The organism is Streptomyces sp. NPDC053426, assembly GCF_055585405.1.
Genome location: NZ_JBVJKE010000001.1, coordinates 472,604 through 489,915, shown reverse-complemented (window position 1 = coordinate 489,915; position 17,312 = coordinate 472,604). Strand labels below are relative to the sequence as shown.

General features: G+C 70.1%; 15 protein-coding genes, 4 pseudogenes and 1 riboswitch. Of the genes and pseudogenes, 11 read left to right on the top strand and 8 right to left on the bottom strand.

The genetic code is table 11. The features are described from left to right. Positions 1-134: 134 nt before the first annotated feature. A complete protein-coding gene (locus ACZ62B_RS01965) occupies positions 135-1,610 on the bottom strand; it encodes an MFS transporter (protein WP_468722558.1) in 1,476 nt (491 codons plus the stop codon). Between the two features lie 285 nt (positions 1,611-1,895). Here ACZ62B_RS01965 and ACZ62B_RS01960 point away from each other — a divergent pair, with 285 nt between their 5' ends. Next, on the top strand, positions 1,896-2,261 hold the full coding sequence (locus ACZ62B_RS01960) for a hypothetical protein (protein ID WP_469689137.1): 366 nt from the start codon (positions 1,896-1,898) through the stop codon (positions 2,259-2,261). 484 nt (positions 2,262-2,745) lie between these two features. On the opposite strand, the pseudogene ACZ62B_RS01955 reads toward ACZ62B_RS01960, so the two are convergent. Beyond that, positions 2,746-3,028: pseudogene (locus ACZ62B_RS01955) on the bottom strand (hopanoid C-3 methylase HpnR); the annotation flags it as partial. A gap of 137 nt (positions 3,029-3,165) precedes the next feature. On the opposite strand from ACZ62B_RS01955, the gene ACZ62B_RS01950 reads away from it, so the two are divergent. The 4 genes from ACZ62B_RS01950 to ACZ62B_RS01935 all read left to right on the top strand — a co-directional run bounded on the left by ACZ62B_RS01950 (position 3,166) and on the right by ACZ62B_RS01935 (position 5,413). After that, positions 3,166-3,459 carry a hypothetical protein gene (locus ACZ62B_RS01950; RefSeq protein ID WP_469689136.1) on the top strand — a complete coding sequence of 98 codons (294 nt, stop codon included), beginning with the start codon at positions 3,166-3,168 and terminating at the stop codon, positions 3,457-3,459. Between the two features lie 154 nt (positions 3,460-3,613). Beyond that, positions 3,614-4,390, top strand: a complete 777-nt coding sequence (locus tag ACZ62B_RS01945) for a hypothetical protein (protein ID WP_469689135.1) — start codon at positions 3,614-3,616, stop codon at positions 4,388-4,390. A 197-nt stretch (positions 4,391-4,587) separates the two neighbouring features. Further along, positions 4,588-4,713, top strand: a complete 126-nt coding sequence (locus ACZ62B_RS01940) for a hypothetical protein (protein WP_469689134.1) — start codon at positions 4,588-4,590, stop codon at positions 4,711-4,713. Between the two features lie 274 nt (positions 4,714-4,987). Then, a complete protein-coding gene (locus tag ACZ62B_RS01935) occupies positions 4,988-5,413 on the top strand; it encodes a hypothetical protein (protein WP_344560343.1) in 426 nt (141 codons plus the stop codon). Between the two features lie 290 nt (positions 5,414-5,703). Here the strand turns inward: ACZ62B_RS01935 and ACZ62B_RS01930 are convergent, their stop codons facing one another. Beyond that, positions 5,704-6,099, bottom strand: a complete 396-nt coding sequence (locus tag ACZ62B_RS01930; RefSeq protein ID WP_344560344.1) for a VOC family protein — start codon at positions 6,097-6,099, stop codon at positions 5,704-5,706. A 184-nt stretch (positions 6,100-6,283) separates the two neighbouring features. Here ACZ62B_RS01930 and ACZ62B_RS01925 point away from each other — a divergent pair. Further along, a pseudogene (locus ACZ62B_RS01925) lies at positions 6,284-6,736 on the top strand (transposase); the annotation flags it as partial. Between the two features lie 547 nt (positions 6,737-7,283). Here ACZ62B_RS01925 and ACZ62B_RS01920 read toward each other — a convergent pair. From ACZ62B_RS01920 to ACZ62B_RS01910, 3 genes and pseudogenes are all read right to left on the bottom strand, one after another. Next, positions 7,284-7,594: pseudogene (locus ACZ62B_RS01920) on the bottom strand (IS5/IS1182 family transposase); the annotation flags it as partial. Between the two features lie 27 nt (positions 7,595-7,621). Continuing rightward, the gene (locus tag ACZ62B_RS01915; RefSeq protein ID WP_469689133.1) at positions 7,622-8,470 is read right to left on the bottom strand and encodes an alpha/beta hydrolase; all 849 of its coding nucleotides are present in this window, start codon (positions 8,468-8,470) and stop codon (positions 7,622-7,624) included. Between the two features lie 277 nt (positions 8,471-8,747). Then, positions 8,748-9,542, bottom strand: a complete 795-nt coding sequence (locus ACZ62B_RS01910) for a helix-turn-helix domain-containing protein (RefSeq protein ID WP_344560452.1) — start codon at positions 9,540-9,542, stop codon at positions 8,748-8,750. 85 nt (positions 9,543-9,627) lie between these two features. Here ACZ62B_RS01910 and ACZ62B_RS01905 point away from each other — a divergent pair, with 85 nt between their 5' ends. The 5 genes and pseudogenes from ACZ62B_RS01905 to ACZ62B_RS01885 all read left to right on the top strand — a co-directional run. After that, positions 9,628-10,017, top strand: coding sequence for a nuclear transport factor 2 family protein (locus tag ACZ62B_RS01905; RefSeq protein WP_344560346.1), 390 nt, complete (start codon positions 9,628-9,630; stop codon positions 10,015-10,017). An 892-nt stretch (positions 10,018-10,909) separates the two neighbouring features. After that, positions 10,910-11,890, top strand: a complete 981-nt coding sequence (locus tag ACZ62B_RS01900; RefSeq protein ID WP_344560347.1) for a ferric reductase-like transmembrane domain-containing protein — start codon at positions 10,910-10,912, stop codon at positions 11,888-11,890. Between the two features lie 26 nt (positions 11,891-11,916). Continuing rightward, positions 11,917-12,105: riboswitch (cobalamin riboswitch) on the top strand. Between the two features lie 112 nt (positions 12,106-12,217). Next, positions 12,218-12,559, top strand: a complete 342-nt coding sequence (locus ACZ62B_RS01895) for a (2Fe-2S) ferredoxin domain-containing protein (RefSeq protein ID WP_469689132.1) — start codon at positions 12,218-12,220, stop codon at positions 12,557-12,559. A 463-nt stretch (positions 12,560-13,022) separates the two neighbouring features. Continuing rightward, positions 13,023-14,981: a flavin monoamine oxidase family protein gene (locus ACZ62B_RS01890; RefSeq protein ID WP_344560349.1), complete on the top strand. Its 1,959-nt coding sequence runs from the start codon at positions 13,023-13,025 to the stop codon at positions 14,979-14,981. A gap of 179 nt (positions 14,982-15,160) precedes the next feature. Continuing rightward, positions 15,161-15,433 (top strand): annotated as a pseudogene (locus ACZ62B_RS01885) (MmyB family transcriptional regulator); the annotation flags it as partial. 193 nt (positions 15,434-15,626) lie between these two features. Here ACZ62B_RS01885 and ACZ62B_RS01880 read toward each other — a convergent pair. Continuing rightward, positions 15,627-15,971: a hypothetical protein gene (locus ACZ62B_RS01880; protein ID WP_344560456.1), complete on the bottom strand. Its 345-nt coding sequence runs from the start codon at positions 15,969-15,971 to the stop codon at positions 15,627-15,629. Positions 15,972-16,223: 252 nt separating this feature from the next. Next, positions 16,224-16,973: an AMP-binding protein gene (locus ACZ62B_RS01875; protein ID WP_469689131.1), complete on the bottom strand. Its 750-nt coding sequence runs from the start codon at positions 16,971-16,973 to the stop codon at positions 16,224-16,226. Between the last annotated feature and the right edge of the window lie 339 nt (positions 16,974-17,312).

The window sequence follows — 17,312 nt, the reverse complement described above, 5'->3', positions numbered from 1 at the left end:
ACAGAGCGCGGACCCGCCTTCGACTGCCGCTCGTGCGTCCGCCTTTCACTTTCCCGCACACGCTGTGCGGCCGCTGTGTGAACTCCCGGCGAACCGCGAACGGTCCGACGGCCGTCGGCTCCGGACCGGCCGGATCAGGCTCCGGCGGGTTCCGGTCGCCGCGCGGCGCCGGAGAACAGCCGGTGTACCAGGAACCCCGCCACCACGCACACCGCCAGCACCACCAGGGTCGTGGAGGTGGCGGCCCGCGCGTGGTCCGCCGCGGAGTGGGCGCCCGCGCCGGGGTCCCCGCCGAGGAGGGCGCTGAAGACCGAGCCGACGACCGCCACCGAACCGGCGTGCGCGAGCTGGGTGACCGTCAGCAGGACGGCGCTGGCCGCGCCGCTGTCCTCCTGGGGCGCGGTGCTCAGCACCAGCGAGATCAGCAGGCCCGCCACCAGCCCCTGCCCGAGGCCCAGCATGCCCAGCGCGCCGGGCATCACGGCCAGCTGGAGGGAGACCGGGGCCCAGCACACCACGGCGGCGAAGACCGCAAGGCCAGTCGCCATCAGGGCGATGCCGCCCAGCGCGGTCCTGTGTTCGGAGTGCGCGGGGATCCGCCCGCCGACGGCGCTCGCCAGCGCGAAACCGGCCGACAGGGGCGCGAAGAGCAGGCTCGTCGCGAGCGGACTTCGTTCCAGGCCGTCCTGAACGTAGTAGGCGAGCAGGGCGAGGAAGCCCTGGTTGCTGGCGTAGAAGGCCAGGACCGCGGCCAGGCCCCGGGCGAAGCGGCGCTGCCGGAACAGGTCCGGCGGGACGACGGGCGACAGCGCACGCGCTTCGAGTCGGCGCTCCCGCGCCCAGAACACCGCCAGCAGCGCCCCGACCGCCCCCAGCGCCAAGGCGAGCCGGGCCGGGGCGAGTGCGAGGGAGCCGCCCAGCACGGTCAGTAGCAGGAAGAGGGCGGCGCCGAGGAGCACCGCGCCCGTCACGTCGAGCCGCTTGCGCGGCCCGTGGCTCTCGGGCACCCGCTTCCAGGCACCGGCGATGATCAGCACGCCGATGGGCAGGTTGACCAGGAAGGGACCGCGCCAGCCGAGGCCGTACGGGTCCCACGCCATCAGCGCGCCGCCGCAGACCGGTCCGGCGACCCAGGCCAGCCCGATGGTGGCGCCGTAGAGCCCGACGGCCCGGCGCTGGACCGCGGGGGGCAGGGAGGCGCGGATGATGGCCAGGACCTGGGGCAGCATCAGCGCGGCGGTCAGGCCCTGGGCGACGCGGGCCACGATGAGGACGGTCGGTGTCGTCGCGAGGGCGCAGACGGCCGAGGTGAGGGTGAAGCCCGCGGCGCCGCAGAGGAAGACCCGCCTGCGGCCGAAGACGTCACCGAGCCGGCCCCCGGTCATCAGGGCGACCGCGTACGCCGTCGTGTATCCGACGACCACGAGCTGGGTCTGGGCGAAGGACGCTCCGAGCGCGCTCTGCAGCGTGGGAGCCGCGAGCAGCATGATGCTGGAGTCGAAACCGCCGATGAAGGTCGCGGTCAGGATGGACACGAGCACCGTGCCATATCCCGCCCCCGCGCCGTCCGCGGCTCCGCCGGAGTCCAGGGTTCGCCGAAGAGTTCGCATGCACTGATTGATCCATGGTGTTCTCTTCGCGTCCAAGTCCGATTGCCTTTCAGCAGATAAGCCGGAATTCTCAGACGCGGTCCACCGCGCGACCGGGGGCGACGGGCACAGGCGGGTGGGAGCGTCCCGGGCGACGGGTTCCGGTCCGTCGCAAGGACGCCGACGGACGCACCACCTCCTACGGCTACGATGACCTGGACCGGCTGACCAAGGTCACCGCCCCCGGTGGCGCGGTCACCACCTACGGCTACGACAAGCTCGGCAACCTCACCAAGTCCGCACTCCATGCTCCGGCAGCAGGGCTGCGACGCGCTCGCCGACCCGTACGCAGAGACCGCCGACGAACTCGCCCAGCGGCTGGTCCTCACCGGGGTCGGCGGGCTGACCGGGTGGCGGCGGACCGCGGTGGCCACGGAGCGGGAGCTGCAGTCCGGCGGTTCGTCCTTCCGGCGGCCGCGCAGCGAGATGGACTTCGAGCTGGAATGGGCGGACCACTTTCGAGAGGCGGATCGGTCACCTGTCTCCGCCCGTGACGATCACGGCGCCCGGGAAGTCGCTGAGGGACGCCAGGTCCTCGGGTGTGTCCACGTCCACCCCGTGCGCGCGCAGGGCGTCGAGTGCCTCGGCGCACCCGCTCGTCGACCAGGGTGAGCGGGCCGTCCGGCTGGTGGTACCGGCCGACCTCCACGCCGGATCCGTCCAGGACGAGGATCCGGGTGTGGTGGAAGACGGACCGGGTGACGGCACGCAGGCCGCGGAAACCGTGTGGCGAGCTTTGGTACGTCTCCCAGGCGTGCAGGAGCGGCTGTGCCTCGGCGTCCCGGCGCTGCCGTGCGCGGTCACGCTCGGTCTCCCGGCCCCAGGCCCCGCCGGCGGCGCGATGGCTCAGACCGGTGCGCAGCCGGACGGTGAGCTCGTTACGGTGAGTGACCTGCTTCGGGGTCCGTGGCCGAGTTCCGAGCCGGCCTGGGCGTACTTTCCCGCTCTCTCACCCGGCACGAGAATCTCCGGTGCTGGTTCGGTGCTGGTTCGGTGCTGACTTCGAAGGGGCAGACTCGGCAAACGCGCAGGTCGCAGCTCTGATCTGATGAGTTGTCGTACCACTCGATGGTGGTGCCGATGAGGGACGCGGCGACGACGCGCATCAGGTCGCGGGCCGGGAGCGGTCCGTCGACGCCGTGCATCATCAGCGGCGCGGGACTGCGTCCGGCGGCGGTGACGATACCGGGGACGCCGTCGACCCCGCCGTCGCGCACCGCCTCCGGCAGCGGCGCGATCGCCGGCTCGCCTTCGCCCCGGACCACCGCCCCGGCCGCCTGCTCCAGCACGTCCTCGGCGACGAAGGAGACGCTGTGCCCGCCGAAGGAGACGAAGCAGTCCGGGACCTCCCGCTTCACCTTCACCGCCAGCTCGATCGCCATGTCCGTGGCCATGGTGCCATGCGACCGCTGCAGGGCAGTGAGCCACTGTCAGACCCGGGTGGCAGCATGACCGAAGTGAACGCCCTGAGGCGTTCTCAACTCACGTGCCCGGCCGACCAAGAGGAGCTTTACCCTTGCGACTGCATCGTGTAGCGCCCGGCATCGCCGCGGGCATCCTCGCCCCGGCCCTCCTGCTTGCCACCCCGTCCTTCGCCGCTACGGCGGCACCGACTGCGGCGACGGTGCCCGCGGCGTCCTCGTCCGCGGACGAGCCGGACGCAGACGACCTGAGAGTGGCCGTAGTCCGGATCCTCGCCGACCCGGCCGCCAGCCCGGCCCTGCGTGCGGCAGCCAACGCCGCCCTCGACGACAACACACCCGAAGCACTGCGCCACTTCCTGGAGGTCGGCAGGTACCAGGTCGCCTGACCGGCACGGCGCCGCACCACAGCACGTCGCCCGGCGGCACCCCCGCCCGGCAGGCCCTGCGTCGGCTCGGCGCCTTCCGCAGAACTCTGTCGTCTCGCTCCTCCGGCGCGGCACGAACCACGGACACCACCGACAGCAGAAAGCACATTCTTCGATGACCACACAACGCCCACGCACCCAGCGCAGCGGGCCGCAGACCGCTTCCGTCGTCACCGACCTGCCGTTCAAGCCTCAGCTCGTCAAAGCGGTGTTCAGGGACGTGACCTCGTTGCACGTCTCTCGGTCAGCCGCGTGGGCCGCCGCGTCGGTGACGCGGACCGTGCTGACGGAGATCATCGACGCCGCGAGAAGCGCGGCGGCCGAGGAGGCCAGGAAGAGGCTGATGCCCAAGGACCTGATCTCGGCGATCGAGCGGAACGTCGAGGTGGAGTTGGGATCGGCGTGGTACCTGCACAGTCCGACCTTCCACGGCCTGCTGGGCGAGGTGCGCAACGCCGACGGTGCGCTCGTGTCTGTCCGTGAGCGCCGCGGGGCGCGCACACCGAGTGGTGTGGCCGGCGCCCACCGGTTCGAAGCCGGTGTGAGAAGGCTGCTGGGGAGCCGGGGGGTGAGGGCGGTCCCGGTGATGGTCCGCGACCTGGACGGAATCGCGAGCGTGTTCCTGACGGATCTGGCCCGGGACGCGGCCAAGGTCGTCCGCGAGGGCGGGGTCAAGCGGTTCGGGACGGTCAGTCTGGTGGTGCCCGGCGAGCCGGCCCTGGCCCCGCTGTTCAAGGACCCGCTCCTCGCCCTGTCCACCCGCCGCGGGGACAGGCGGACTGTCGGCGGGGACGACGTCCTGGCCGCCGTCACGATGCAACTGTTCGGCGACCTCAGACAACGCGCCCTCACCGAGGCAGCCGAGATGACACGGAACACGTCAGCCAACTGATCGGACCCGCTTCAGCGCTCTGCCCACCGCGCACGGTTCCCACACGTGCGCAGCTCCCGGAAACCACCGTCCGCAGGCACCCCACGGGGAGGACCTGGCGGGCGCTGCCGCTCGGGAAGATCGCCGCCCTGGTGCTGGTGGAGCTGCGCTGTGACCGGCGGCCTGGCGTTCTGGCCGGTGGAAGCGGGGTGCGTCGCATGACCGCCACCCGCCAGGTGCGCGAGGTCGCCGGCTTGTTGGCCGCCCGTGCTCAACGGCTGGATCGCGCGCTGAGGAAGATCACCGGGACGGTGGCGGCATCATGCTGCCGGACGGTTCACTGATCCGCACCCGACGCTGCACCCGGAAGGGAACCGGTACGACTGCTCGGGCAAAGGTGTGTGCCACGGCCTGCTCGTGATCGCCGTCACCGACGATCGTGGCCGACTGCTCTGGGTCTCGGCGGCCCGGCCCCGCTGCCATCGCCGAAATGGGCTTCATCGGTCTCAACGCTCACGATCTCGCAGAGTTGAACATGTTCAAATTTCGTGGCATCGTGAGCGCGCTTGCCGATCCGGCACGAGCGTCGACCAGGTGCGACGTACGCAAGGGGGAGTCATGCGTGATGAACGAGGGCGAGTCGCTGCGGTGAGGTTGCGTGCGGTGGTCTCGACGGTCGCGGTCGTGGTCGCGGTGTCGGTGTTCGCCACGGGGTGCATGTGGCAGCAGCAGAGACTGGCTCGGGCCGACATCCCAGGCACCTGGACCGGTGGCGAGGCCGGGACCCTGCACTTCAAGGACGATGGCACCGTTGTCGTAACCAACCTTGCCGAGTACAACCGCGACGGCGACAAGGTGTCCGAGTGCAGCGGCTCCGGTGAGTGGGGCTTGTATCCCGACGACAAGGCGGCGAAGCAGCTGTCGATCAGCGTCTGCGATGGCAACCCGTGGGAATTCGGCGGCTCGAAGGCGCATCCGAAGATGCGGCGCAGCGTGGGCAATCCTGATCGTGGAAACTTCCAAACCCTCAGCCGCGAGGAGTAAGGGCCTGCCGGAAGCGCGGCTGAAACTACCGACGTCCCAGCCTTCGGGGTTGGGACGTCGTGTTGAGTCGCGTCAGCCTCACTCAGGTCCGTTCCTCCTTGTGGTGAGCGGCCGCGTGGCACCAGAAGGACGACTACGAGCAGCGGCACGCGGTCGAATGCGGGATCAACCGGCTCAAGCGCCATCGGGCCGTTGCCACTCGGTACGACGAACTCGCCGTCCGCCATGAAGCGACCGTGCTGGTCGCGGCCGTCAACGAGTGACTGTGACCAGCACTTTCACCACAGACCCTAGGTCTGTGGTGCCAGGGTGCGTAGGACGCAGAACTCGTTGCCCTCCGGGTCTGCCATGACCACCCAGTTTCGGTCTGACCCCTGGCCCACATCCGTCTTGGTGGCGCCGAGGCCGAGTAATCTGGTCACCTCGTCCTCGGTGCTGCCGTCGATCGGGCTGACGTCGAGGTGAAGCCGGTTCTTCACGGTCTTGCCCTCGGGTACCTGGATGAACAGCAGGGTGGGCGGCATCTGACGGGCCCGAACGTCCTCGACGGTCGGCACCCAGGAGCCGATCTCGACCTTGCCCTCGCTCCGGTCGATCACCTTGAAGTCCAGGACCTCGCACCAGAAGGCCGCGAGCCTCTCCGGATCATGGCAGTCAACGGCCAACTCGGTGAACCTGCTTGTCATGACTCTCCCCAGGTAGTGCGGACGGGGCTCAGGGTATTGGCCACGCCGCCCGTCCGACAGATCCGCGATCTTCCTGGCTGACCAGGGCCGTCAGACGGGCTCGACCTGGCAACAGATACGCGAGAAGCCCCTGGTAGGAGCTGGTCTGCGAAGATCACGTTCCGGAACCCGGAGGCTTCACGGGTTGACCAGTATCACCTACACCGCAACACTCGACGTCGGCAGGAAGACAGCCGAGACTCTCGCCCAACTCTTGCGCAAGCACCACGAACGGCTCGGCACCCGCAGGGGGACCCGCGCTCTGGGCGTCTTCAAGCAGGGTGTCCTGGTGCTGCGGTGATTCGTCGACGGGGCCCGGCTGGCCCAACTCGCCCGGGGCAACCGGGTTTCGGTGCCCACCGCGTACCGTTACCTGCACGAAGGGCTGACGGTGCTCGCCGACCACGCCCCGGATTTGTCCACCGCGCTGGAACGGGCGGCGGCCGCCGGCTACACCCATCTCGACCTGGACGGCACCGTCATCCGTACGGACCGCGTCGCCGCCCCCGGGCCCAAAGGCGCCGACCTCTGGTGGTCCGGGAAGCACAAGCACCACGGCGGCAACGTCCAGGTCATCTCCGCTGAAGGCCCTCTGCCTCGAACTCGCAGGCGCCAGGCCCGCGATCGTCAGCCGGCACGACCGCGGCCTTGATACATGTGCCCACGCCGACCGGGCGACTCAACGCAGACACGGCACCAGTGGGGAACAGCATGGAAGGCCGAACCACCCGCACCGGTCGCATGCGCACGAGCGACGCCCCCGACGACTACGACGATCTCGCGCAGGGACGAGAACGGGGACAGGCATCGCCGGCTCGGGTGCCTCACGACGTCTTCGCTGTTCACCTCGGTGGCGGGTCCGATGATCCGTTGACGCCCGCTTATGGGCCATTGCCACTGTCGGGCGTTCCGTCGGACTGCTCGGGCCTGCTGTGCCCCGGAAAGGAGTGAGTTTTGTGCCCCGTGCCCCGTGCCCCGTGCCCCCGGCCCTTGCCGTGCGTCTTGCCGCACGGCTCCAGCCGTCACGTCCTCCTGACCCGTCCCACTCGGACGGCTACCGGACGGGGCTTTCCGGTGCTGTGACCTGCCCGCACTCGCAGCACGCTCTCGACCATGAGCCCTTTCCGATCTCAGGCCCGTGCGATGTGAGGTGCGAGGACGGCCTGCCGGCCGATGGAGAGGTCGCGGTGCTTGCCACGGAAGGCACCCGTACGGTGCCGTCGGCACCCTGGTAGCCCTCGTCGCCGTAGCGAACCAGGCCGACCTCGGCCAAGGCGTCGATGATGCCGTGGGTGCGGGCCGCCTTGATGTCGCGCATGGCGCCGGGCAGTGCGGCGGCGATCCGGTCGATGGGCAGCAGCGTGCCGTCCAGGATCACGAACGCCTTGGCCACCGCACGGTCGAGGGTCTGTCGAAGCGTGGGAACCAGCGCGGCCAGGAGGTCCACGCAGTCGGCGCGAGGTCGGATGATGCCGTGTACCGATCAATCCTCGTCGGGCCGCCACAGCCAGCGCAGAGCGTCCGGCAGCAGGACACCGCCGTGGTTGGGGCTGTGTCCGCCGTCTCCCAGGACGAGGCGGAAGTCGTAGCCCGCTTCAGCGAGAGCGGCCGCCACCCGCAGGTTCTCGGCGAGCCAGTTCCACTGCGGCTCATTCCAGCGCAGGTCACGGTGGCCGCCTTGCATGAAGATGCGCAGCGGCTTGCGGGGGACGCGGGAGACGAGGTCCGGGTAGGGGTTGCCGCCCGGCATCTGCGCGAAGCTGGACAGGTATCCGATGACGCGGCGGAACTTGTCCGGACGCAGCCACGCGGCGGTAAAGGCACAGTTGCCGCCGCTGCTCCCGCCGCAGATGCCCCACTGTTCGGGCGATTGGGCGATGGTGTACCGCTCCGCGACCTGCGGGATGATCTCGGTGAGGAGGAAGGTGACGTACCGGTCGTCGAAGGCGTCGTACTCGTTGTTGCGGTTCTTCGGCTTCTCGGCATCGGGGAAGACGCCAGGATCGACGAACACGCCGATGGTGACGGGGATGTCACCGCGGTGGACGAGGTTGTCCAGGACGATCGCGCCGCGTACCTCCCCTGCGGGGTCCAGGTACCACCATCCGTCCTGGAAGACCATCAAGGATGCCGGTTCCGCCGGGTCGTACTGTGCAGGCACGTGTACCCAGAACTTCCGGAAGGTGCCCGGGTAGACCTCGCTGTCCCTCCACTCGAACGCGACCGTCTCACCAGCGGGCACGCCCAACTGTGGAGCGGAATCGGGTCCATGGACGTAGCGCACGTCCGACTGGTCGACCGGAAGTGACTGGTAGGGCATCTCGATGGTCACGGGGAGCAACCGTAGGGCGATCGCCTCCCCCGGCCGCAAGGGGTTTTCGTCCGAGCGCTCCGCCTCGCAGCTTCGGCGCGAGGTTGAAAAGGGCTCCTTGTCCTGGAGGACGAGGAAACCCACCGCGTGCCCTTGAGCGGTGATGGCCGAAGTGGGGAGATGCCCAGCGGCCGTGGTTCGTTTTGCGCGGCCCGCACCCGGCAGCCGCCTCCCGGGCCTCCAGCTCCTCGATCAACGACACCATCGGCACCGCCCCCTCCACCGTCACGGCAGGAGATCAGGGACAGACGGCTGCTCGAACACCACCGTCGGACTCCTCGAAGTAGGTGGCGCTCTCCGCGTCCGCCGGGTAGTAGGACTCGATCGCGACCTCGTCGAGCGTGATGTCCATCGGGGTGCCGAATGTGGTGATGGTCGAGAACAACCGCAGCTCTCGTCCGTCGAAGCGAAGGATCATCGGGATCAGGACATCGGATTCGACCGATCGGCTCGGCGCGTCCTCGGAATCGGGCTCCAGCAGTTCCTCGTAGAGCGCGGTGAGCTCAGCGTCGGGAGCGACGGCGAGCTGACGCCTGATACGGGAGCGGAACACCACACGCACGTCGTCCAGGTTGACGACCAGAGGGGCGAGCCCGCGCGGGTCCAGTCCCAGCCGCACCAGGTTGACCGGCGGCCGTAGCAGGTCGGGATCGACGTCCGCGAAGAACGGCTCGACCGCGCGGTTGGTCAGCACGATGTTCCACCGGCGGTCGAAGGCCACCGCCGGGTACGGCTCATGTGCGCGCAGCACCCTCTCGACCGCGTCACGGGCCGCCGACAGCGCGTCGTCATCGAGGGACCGCTCGGCGTACCGGGGTGCGAAGCCGGCCGCGAGCAGCAGCCGGTTGCGATCACGCAACGGCACATCGAGCCGGTCCGCGAGCCGGAGCACCATGTCGGCGCTCGGGTTGGACTTGCCCGTCTCGACCAGGCTCACGTGACGAGCCGAGACGTCGGCCGCGATCGCAAGATCGAGTTGGCTGAGTCGTCGGCGATGCCGCCACTGCCGCAACAACTCCCCGACCGTATACACGTCATCGAGGGTACTCATCGTGGAGCCGCGCGCCATGAAATCCGACTTCATCGACAACCGTTGCGACCGCGGAAACACTGCGTCCATGACCACAGACAACAAGAGCGTCGTTCAACGGGCACTGGCGGAACTGATCGAGACGGGCGGCGTCGACGCGCTCGAACGGTCGCTGAGCGATGACTTCGTCCATCACAGGCCGGACTCGACCTCCTCGACCAGAGCGGAATGGCTCGCTGCCGTACAGGCGGCACTCACCCCGCTCGCCGATATGCGGGTCGACGTCCACCACCTGCTGGCCGACGGCGATCACGTCGTGATGCACTCGCGGCGGCGGCTCCCCGACGGCGGGCCGGAGATCGCGGTCGTCGATATCTGGCGGATCGACGAGGGGCTGATCGCCGAAGGATGGGAGATCATCGAGCCGGTGGCCCGGGCAGCCGCCAATCTCATGTGGTGGGAGCCCGCTGAGCACTGACCGGTGCTGTCGCTTCCGCCGTCGAACGACCAGCGGGTGGGTGCGACTCCTTCTCAAGGAGGACAGGTACCCGCGTCCACCGGCAGTTCGGAGTGGCTGCGCCGGTCGTCCGGGGGCGAGGCGAGGCCGTAGCGGTCCAGGAAGGGCCGGGCCGCCTGCACCGGCTTCTCCCCGAGCGGCGGCGCGTGTGGCGGTCCACGGGAAAGGACACCACCGCGATCTCAGGCTCGGTGCCCGGTCGCGACGGGCCCCGGTACAGCTCGCCCGGAGCGCCGTGGCAGACACCCGGCACGGTGTGGCCCGAAGGATGGTGTCCCCGGCGGGTGCGAATGCCGGGCCCCGGCGCCGTCGGCCCCGGCCCACCGGCCAGCGCGTCGGCCCAGGCAGGGACGGTGTGCCCGAAGAGAACCGGCTGGGTGACGCACACACTCCTCCTCCGTCCCGGTCCTCGGACACCGGCAGGGAAGGAGGCGCGGCCACACGCACGACGTACGACCGTCCATGCCGCCGACCCGGTCCACGAGGTCACGTGCACAGCCCGCGGGACGCGGGAGCGGTGGCAGGTCGACGGCTTTCGTTCCCGCTCACCGCCGCGGACAGCCCCGGATCCGCGCCGGGTCCCCGCTTGCGTCGCGCCACCGGGCGTCGGTGCGGACGGGAGGCGCGAACCGGCTGCGTGTATCAGCGCGGAGGCGCTCGTGTTCCTGCGACAGCGGGGCTCCGGCGGTTGACTTGAATGTGGAGGGAGGCGGAAACCAGGTGTGCCCCGCGCAGTTCTCGTGGTGGTTCTGGCCGGATAACGCCTCTGGGGATCGCTGCCCCATCAGCCAGACTCGTTGCCTCACGACACATGCGCACCGTTATGCGGTGGCCCGTGCCCCGGAGGCCCCTGATGACGTCAGACGCGAGGCCGGACGAAGACGGGGCGGCAGCCCCGCCCGAACGGCGACGGCCCCCTGGTGACCGCGTCGCGCTGCGCGGCGACCTGCGGGCCGCCCTGCCCGACGCCACCGCGGCGATGGTGGTCACGGCGCTCGTGTTCGCCCTCCTGTGGGCGCGCATGGAGTCCGGCGAGTCGGACACGGTCGCGGTCATGCCGTTCATGGACGACCCCGGCACCTACTGGATGTACCTGCTCAGTCAGGCGTTCGGGTGGTCGGGCCTGCTGTGGGCCTGGGGCACGGTCATGCTCGGTCTGCTGCTGTCGGGGCCGCGCCCCGCCCGGCTGCCGGTCTCCCGGCAGGTGCTGGAGCGCTGGCACCGCACCACGAGCCTGACGACGACGGCGCTGATGTTCGCCCACGCGCTGATGTTCGCGGCGGAACTCGTCCGCTACGAGACGAAGGTGGACTGGGCGGAACGGCTGTGGGTGGCCTTCGCGGACACCTTCGTGCCGGGCTGGTACGACTCCGGGACCGGCCAGGTCGCCATCCCGATCGGGCAGGGTGCCCTGTACCTGGCGATTCCGCTGGGGCTGCTGTTCTACGTCCGGCACCGCATCGGAGCGAACACCTGGCGACGGCTGCACCGTTTCGTGATCGTCGTCTACGTGCTGAGCGTGTGGCACACGCTCCTGTACGGAACCAACGTCTGGTACGGGGAGTGGCCGCGCACCGTGCTGTGGCTACTGCAACTCCCGGTCGCCGCGCTGCTGTTGCTGCGTCTGCTGAGACCTGCCCGGCGGGCCGGACGGCTGGGCTCCCCCGGCGGGGGAGCGGCCCGTCCGGGGTGGTGGGTGCGGGCGGCAGGACGGGTCGCGGTCGGGGCCGTCGTCGTAGGGCTGGTCGTCGTGGTGGTGTCGGGCCGTGACGGCGGACGGGACCGTCCGGCCCATCCGCCCGCGACGGCCCCCCACGCCCAGGAGACGGACTGACGGTCGGCACCGGGCGGGCGGGACGGTGTCCCGGGAGGGGATGGTGTCCGGCGACAAGGCGGCGGCGGAACGAGGAAGCCGGTCTGAATCCGGCGCGGTCCCGCCACTGTGATCGGCGAGCGCTTCCCGACAGGCCACTGCCCGGCAACGGGTGGGAAGGCCGGGACGAGCATCGACCCGAGAGCCAGGAGACTCACGCGGTCGCCTCCTCGACGGACCACCGGGGCGGATCTCCCCGGAGAGAGGGACGGCACCGCATGCCCGCGACGCCGACCGGACGAACGACGGACGACGGACGACGCGAGGACCGAAGCGGCGGCCGGCCCCGTGCCGTGCCGCGTCGTCGGGTGCCGCGACTGCTGCTGCGGCAGCCCCGAAGTGACCGGAGCCGACCACGCGGCCCGGACGGCACGTCTGCGCGCTCAGGTGCCGGTGCGGGTGTCCGCCTGCCTCGACGTCTGCGAACACGCCGACGTCATCGTCGTCCAGCCCTCCGCGGAGGGCAGGGCCGCAGGCGCCCGACCCGTCTGGCTCGGACTGGTCAACGACCCGGACGCGACCGAGGACGTCGCCGCCTGGGCACGCGCGGGCGGACCGGGCGTGGCACCTTCGCCGGACGTCCTCGACCTGTACGTCATCACGCCGCCACGACGGCGTACGGCTCCCTGACCGTACGGACGGAGAGTCGGAAGGAGACAGGAACCGTGCACGAAGCCCCTGCCTCGGCGGCGTCCGTCACCGCCGCCCTGCACGACGTGGCGGACCTCGGCGACTTCTTCGCCCCGCGGGCCGGCGGACGGGACGACTGCCGGCCTCCGGTCGCTCGTTCCTGCGCGGTGGGGTTCACCGACCTCGCCGAAAGCCGTCGCACGCCGCCACCGCACTACGGAGCCGCGCGTCGACGTCTCCACCGCCCCGCTCGGTCACGCCGGGAGATGCCCCGAACACGAAAGCGCCGTCGCCGAGTTCCGCCGACGGGCCCGGTCGCCCGGGTCCCTGGTGAACATGGGCACGGACCGCAGACCCGTTCGGGTGGTTTGAGCGGCACGTCCGTGTGAAGGCGCTACCCCGAGTGCCGCTCGCGCACCAAGAGTGATGCGCGATGAACACTCAGAACGCGAACACCTCAGACGTGAGCACTCCGTCGACACACCAGGACGCCGCTCCCTCCCGGCGCACCGTGGTCACGGCGACCGGCGCCTCGGCGCTCGCGGTCGGGCTCACCGCGGCCTCCGCCACCCCCGCGACCGCGCTCAGTCCCGCCACCGCGCCCGCCGTCAAGCCGGGTGCGGCCCCGCCCGGCACCGATCCGAAGGCGTACCGGACGGTCGCCCGCGCCGTCGTGGTCCACGACGAACACGACAAGCCCCTGGTCCCGGCCTACGTGAAGATCGTCGACAACGGTCTGCCGACCGGCAGGGGGAAGGCCACCAAGCGGGTACTGGTCGTCGGGGCGGGGCCGGCCGGCCTGCTCGCCGCCGACCTGCTCAACCGGGCGGGCCACGACGTCGTCGTGATCGAGGCCAACGGTAACCGGGTCGGCGGCCGGGTCAAGACCTTCCGCAAGGGCGGCCATGAGAACGGCGCGCAGCCGTTCGCCGATCCCCGGCAGTACGCCGAGGCCGGTGCCATGCGGCTGCCGGACAGTCACCCGCTCCTGATGGCCCTGCTGAAGAAGTTCGACCTTCCCCGCCAGGAGTTCTACCTGGTGGACGTCGACCCGGACGACCCGGCGACGAAGACCAATCGCACCTGGATGCACGTCAACGGCATCCATGAGCGCCGGGCCGACTACGAGAAGAACCCGGAAAGGGTCAACGACACCTTCAACGTCACCGGCGCGCACCGGAAGAAGACCGCCGCCGCCATCCTCGCCGACGCGCTCGAACCCGTACACCGACTCGTCCGGGGCAAGGAGGGGACCGCCCTTGTCGACGGGTGGGCCGAGGTGCTCGAGAGGTACGGACACTGGTCCATGTACCGCTACCTCACCGAAGCCGCGGGGCTCGACACCCACACCATCGACCTGGTCGGCACCGTCCAGAACCTCACCTCGCGGTTGCACCTCTCCTTCCTGCACAGCTTCCTGTCCAGCGCACTGATCTCCCCGGGGACCAAGTTCTGGGAGATCAAGGGCGGGACCGCGCTGCTCGCCGACGCGCTGTACGCGCCCGTGAAGGGAAAGGTACGGCTCGACCGGCGCGCCGTACGCGTCGAACGGGCGGGCGGCAAAGTGCGGGTGCACACCGTCTCGGAGGACTGCCAGACGGGTAAGGGCGGCACCACGGAGGTCTTCGAGGGCGACGAGGCGATCATCACCGTGCCCTTCTCCGGACTGCGGCACGTCGCGTTCGACCCCCCGCTGTCGTACGGCAAGCGCCGGGCCATCACGGAGTTGCACTACGACTCCGCGACCAAGGTGCTGCTCGAATTCTCGCGGCGCTGGTGGGAGTTCACGGAGGCACAGTGGAAGCGGGCCCTCGACACGATCGAGGACGGCCTCTACGAGAAGTATCGGGCGGGCAAGGTCAGGGACGCCGGATATCTCGGTGCCCACAAGTCGGTGAAGGACCTGGGGGTGACGATCCCCGATGACTACAAGCACTGCTTCACCGCCTTCAGGCCCGCCATGGAGGGTGAGGTCGAGGCCGCCCACGTCCGCGGTGGCGGCGCCGTCAGCGACAACGCCAACCGCTTCATGTACTTCGAGCACGCCCAGCCCATGGAAGGCAGCGACGGCGGCATCGTGCTCGCCTCCTACAGCTGGTCCGACGACGCCCTCAAGTGGGACGCCTACGCCGACGAGGAGCGCTGTCTGCGCGCCCTCGCCGGAGTGCAGGCGGTCTTCGGCCGCCGCTGCGAGGTGTTCTTCACCGGCAAATGCCGGACCCAGTCGTGGACGCGGGACCACTACGCCTACGGAGAGGCGTCCGTGCTCTTCCCCGGCCAGCACACGGAGCTGTTTCCCGACATCCCCACCTCCGAAGGACCCCTGCACTTCGCGGGGGATCACACCTCGATCAAGCCGGCCTGGATCGAGGGCGCTCTGGAATCCGCCGTCCGCTCCGCTCTGAAGGTCCACACCGGCTGACCGAGCCGGGCGGCATCCCCGGCTCCGGGTCGCGGCCGCGTGCCGTGGACGCGCCCTGGAGCCGGGGGACCTCGGACACCGAGCGGGACCACCGAGTGCGCATCCACCTGCGGTCCGGCGGCCCTTGGCCGAACGGCTGCGCCCCATGACCTGTCCGACCACGCCATGGTGCGAATGACATGGCGCTATGCCACCTCGTGCACCGGGAGAAGGCCGCCCGTGGCACGCGGGGACGGCGCGCCCGCACCGTCGACACCCTCTCAGTCGCCCTTCCTGGAGCGCTTGTTCCGCAGCGGGGAGCGGTGGCCGTCTCAGCCGGAGACGTGAATCGCGTGAGCATCGAAGGTCCCGGCGGCGGTGAGGAGTTCGCCCGGTTGTGGGCGGCCCACGACCTGTCGGCCGAACCTGCCCCACGCAAGACCGTTCGGCACCCCGTGATCGGTCCCCTCACGCTCGACTGCCGTCCCGGACATCACCGATCAGGACCAGCGAGTCGTGATCTGCACGGTCACCCCCGGCTTCCGAGCGGAGAGAGCCCCGTAACCGCTGTCGGTCGTCGGCGCACAGCGTGTGGACGTGCCCCGCTGACCCGCTTCCAGAGCCCGACGGCCTTGGCGCCCGCACCGAAGCAAGGCTGTCATGGGCTCACCAGTTGTCACTCGATCCCATCCGGCGCACGATTCCCCAGCCGCCGAGCAACAGCACCACGCCGCCGCCGAGGCAGGAACTTCCAAGGATCAGCGAGTTACGCGGCGTATCTTCGCGGCGTCGTATCATCTCGTCGTAACCGGCCGATGAGCGCTGCCCGTTGATGCTGACCATGCACTGGTCGCCGGGGCGCATGACCTTGCCGTCACATGTCGGAGGTCCGTCTTCGGAGCCGGCCAGCAGCCCGGCGATCAGCGCGAACGCTCCGGCGAACGATGCCCCGAACCCGACAATCAGCATCAGCGGCGCGACAAGGAGCGCGCACAGTTTTCCGAGAGTCATGCCGAGTCCCTTCGCGGGGGGGGTGTACAGGCCGTCGTACCGCTCGGGAAGAACGCGGCGGGTTCATGCTGCCCGGTTCAGCGCGCCTTCCACCGTCGACGGGCCACGAGGCCGCGCTGCGAGAGAGCGTTACCAGGACCCCGCCGGTGGCCTGTTGACCGCGTGCGCGCTGCCGTGATGCCCGGCCGACGGCGGACGATCAGGGAGTCGATCACCGTGTCCGAGGACGCCACCCCGGGCGACGACGGCTTTCTACCCGGTACTGTCAGCGGTCCCGTCCGGGAGAGCGGTGTCGGCCGGCATGCGTCTTCCTGGCAGGGCGCGTGAGACCGGCGCGGTACTCGCGTGATCAAAGGCCAGGCAGGCTCCGGCGAGCATCACGGCGTTGAGGCCGTGGGACTGGCCGCTGCCCGGGAACTCGGACGTGCCAGGTGTGAACGTCTGCTCCAACGCCCTTCGGGCAGCCACGACCGCGTGTTCACGCAAGGTGCCATGGCTGAGTGCCAGGCTGTGGGGGCTGTTCGCCGGGCCCTCGGCGGGAACCACGACCGCGAGGTCCTCGTCGGCGCGGCTCACCACGTCCTGGGCCTGGGGCCAGAGTCCCATCTGGGTGAGGAAGTCGGGGCCGACCGGGACGGCGGTCGTGTCGCCCGTCTCGACGCCGTCGACCTGCGTGGTGTCGTGAGACGTGAAGACCAGTCGCGCACCGCGGGCGTCTCCGCGAGGCCGTGCCGCGGCCGACTCGGTACGGGGGTACATCGGCAGGACGATCGCCCCGACACGCAGAGCACCGAAGTAGAGAACGGGAAAGGCCGGAGCGTACGGCACCATCATCCCCACCCGGTCACCCGCACGCACGCCGTGGGCGGACAGCCCGCCCGCCACCCGGGCACTCAGCTCGTTCAGCTCGGCGTAGCTCAGGATCGTCTCCCGCAGCCGGACAGCAGATCGGAGTGGGAATCGTACGGCCGCTTCCAGCAACAAGGCGGCGAGATTGGTCACGTGGGTTCGCTTTCGGGTAGGCGGTGCCGGATCGGAACAGGGCGAAGCGCATCAGGGATGCCGAATCGCCGCGTGCCGCCGGGCCCTGCGGCACCGACGACTATGCCCTGTGCCACCTGCCGCCCATGTGAGTCCCGCGCAAGATCGGTATCTGCGCGGGAGGAGATACGTACGGGTGGGGCGGCACGTAGGTGCACCTAGGCAGGTCGAGCGTCGGCCGCGGTGGCCGCCTGCATGCCGGGCCACGAGGGGGCGAACGCTTGACCGCACACGTGGTCCGCGTCCGCAACTCCGGTACGTCGGTCGCTCGTTGCGTGCGATGCTCTTGGTTACGCAGAG

Coding starts and splice junctions, on each gene's coding strand:
- ACZ62B_RS01965 (WP_468722558.1), bottom strand. CDS start 1,610: ATGCGAACTCTTCGGCGAACCCTGGACTCCGGCGGAGCCGCGGACGGC.
- ACZ62B_RS01960 (WP_469689137.1), top strand. CDS start 1,896: ATGCTCCGGCAGCAGGGCTGCGACGCGCTCGCCGACCCGTACGCAGAG.
- ACZ62B_RS01945 (WP_469689135.1), top strand. CDS start 3,614: ATGACCACACAACGCCCACGCACCCAGCGCAGCGGGCCGCAGACCGCT.
- ACZ62B_RS01940 (WP_469689134.1), top strand. CDS start 4,588: ATGACCGCCACCCGCCAGGTGCGCGAGGTCGCCGGCTTGTTGGCCGCC.
- ACZ62B_RS01935 (WP_344560343.1), top strand. CDS start 4,988: ATGCGTGATGAACGAGGGCGAGTCGCTGCGGTGAGGTTGCGTGCGGTG.
- ACZ62B_RS01930 (WP_344560344.1), bottom strand. CDS start 6,099: ATGACAAGCAGGTTCACCGAGTTGGCCGTTGACTGCCATGATCCGGAG.
- ACZ62B_RS01905 (WP_344560346.1), top strand. CDS start 9,628: ATGACCACAGACAACAAGAGCGTCGTTCAACGGGCACTGGCGGAACTG.
- ACZ62B_RS01900 (WP_344560347.1), top strand. CDS start 10,910: ATGACGTCAGACGCGAGGCCGGACGAAGACGGGGCGGCAGCCCCGCCC.
- ACZ62B_RS01880 (WP_344560456.1), bottom strand. CDS start 15,971: ATGACTCTCGGAAAACTGTGCGCGCTCCTTGTCGCGCCGCTGATGCTG.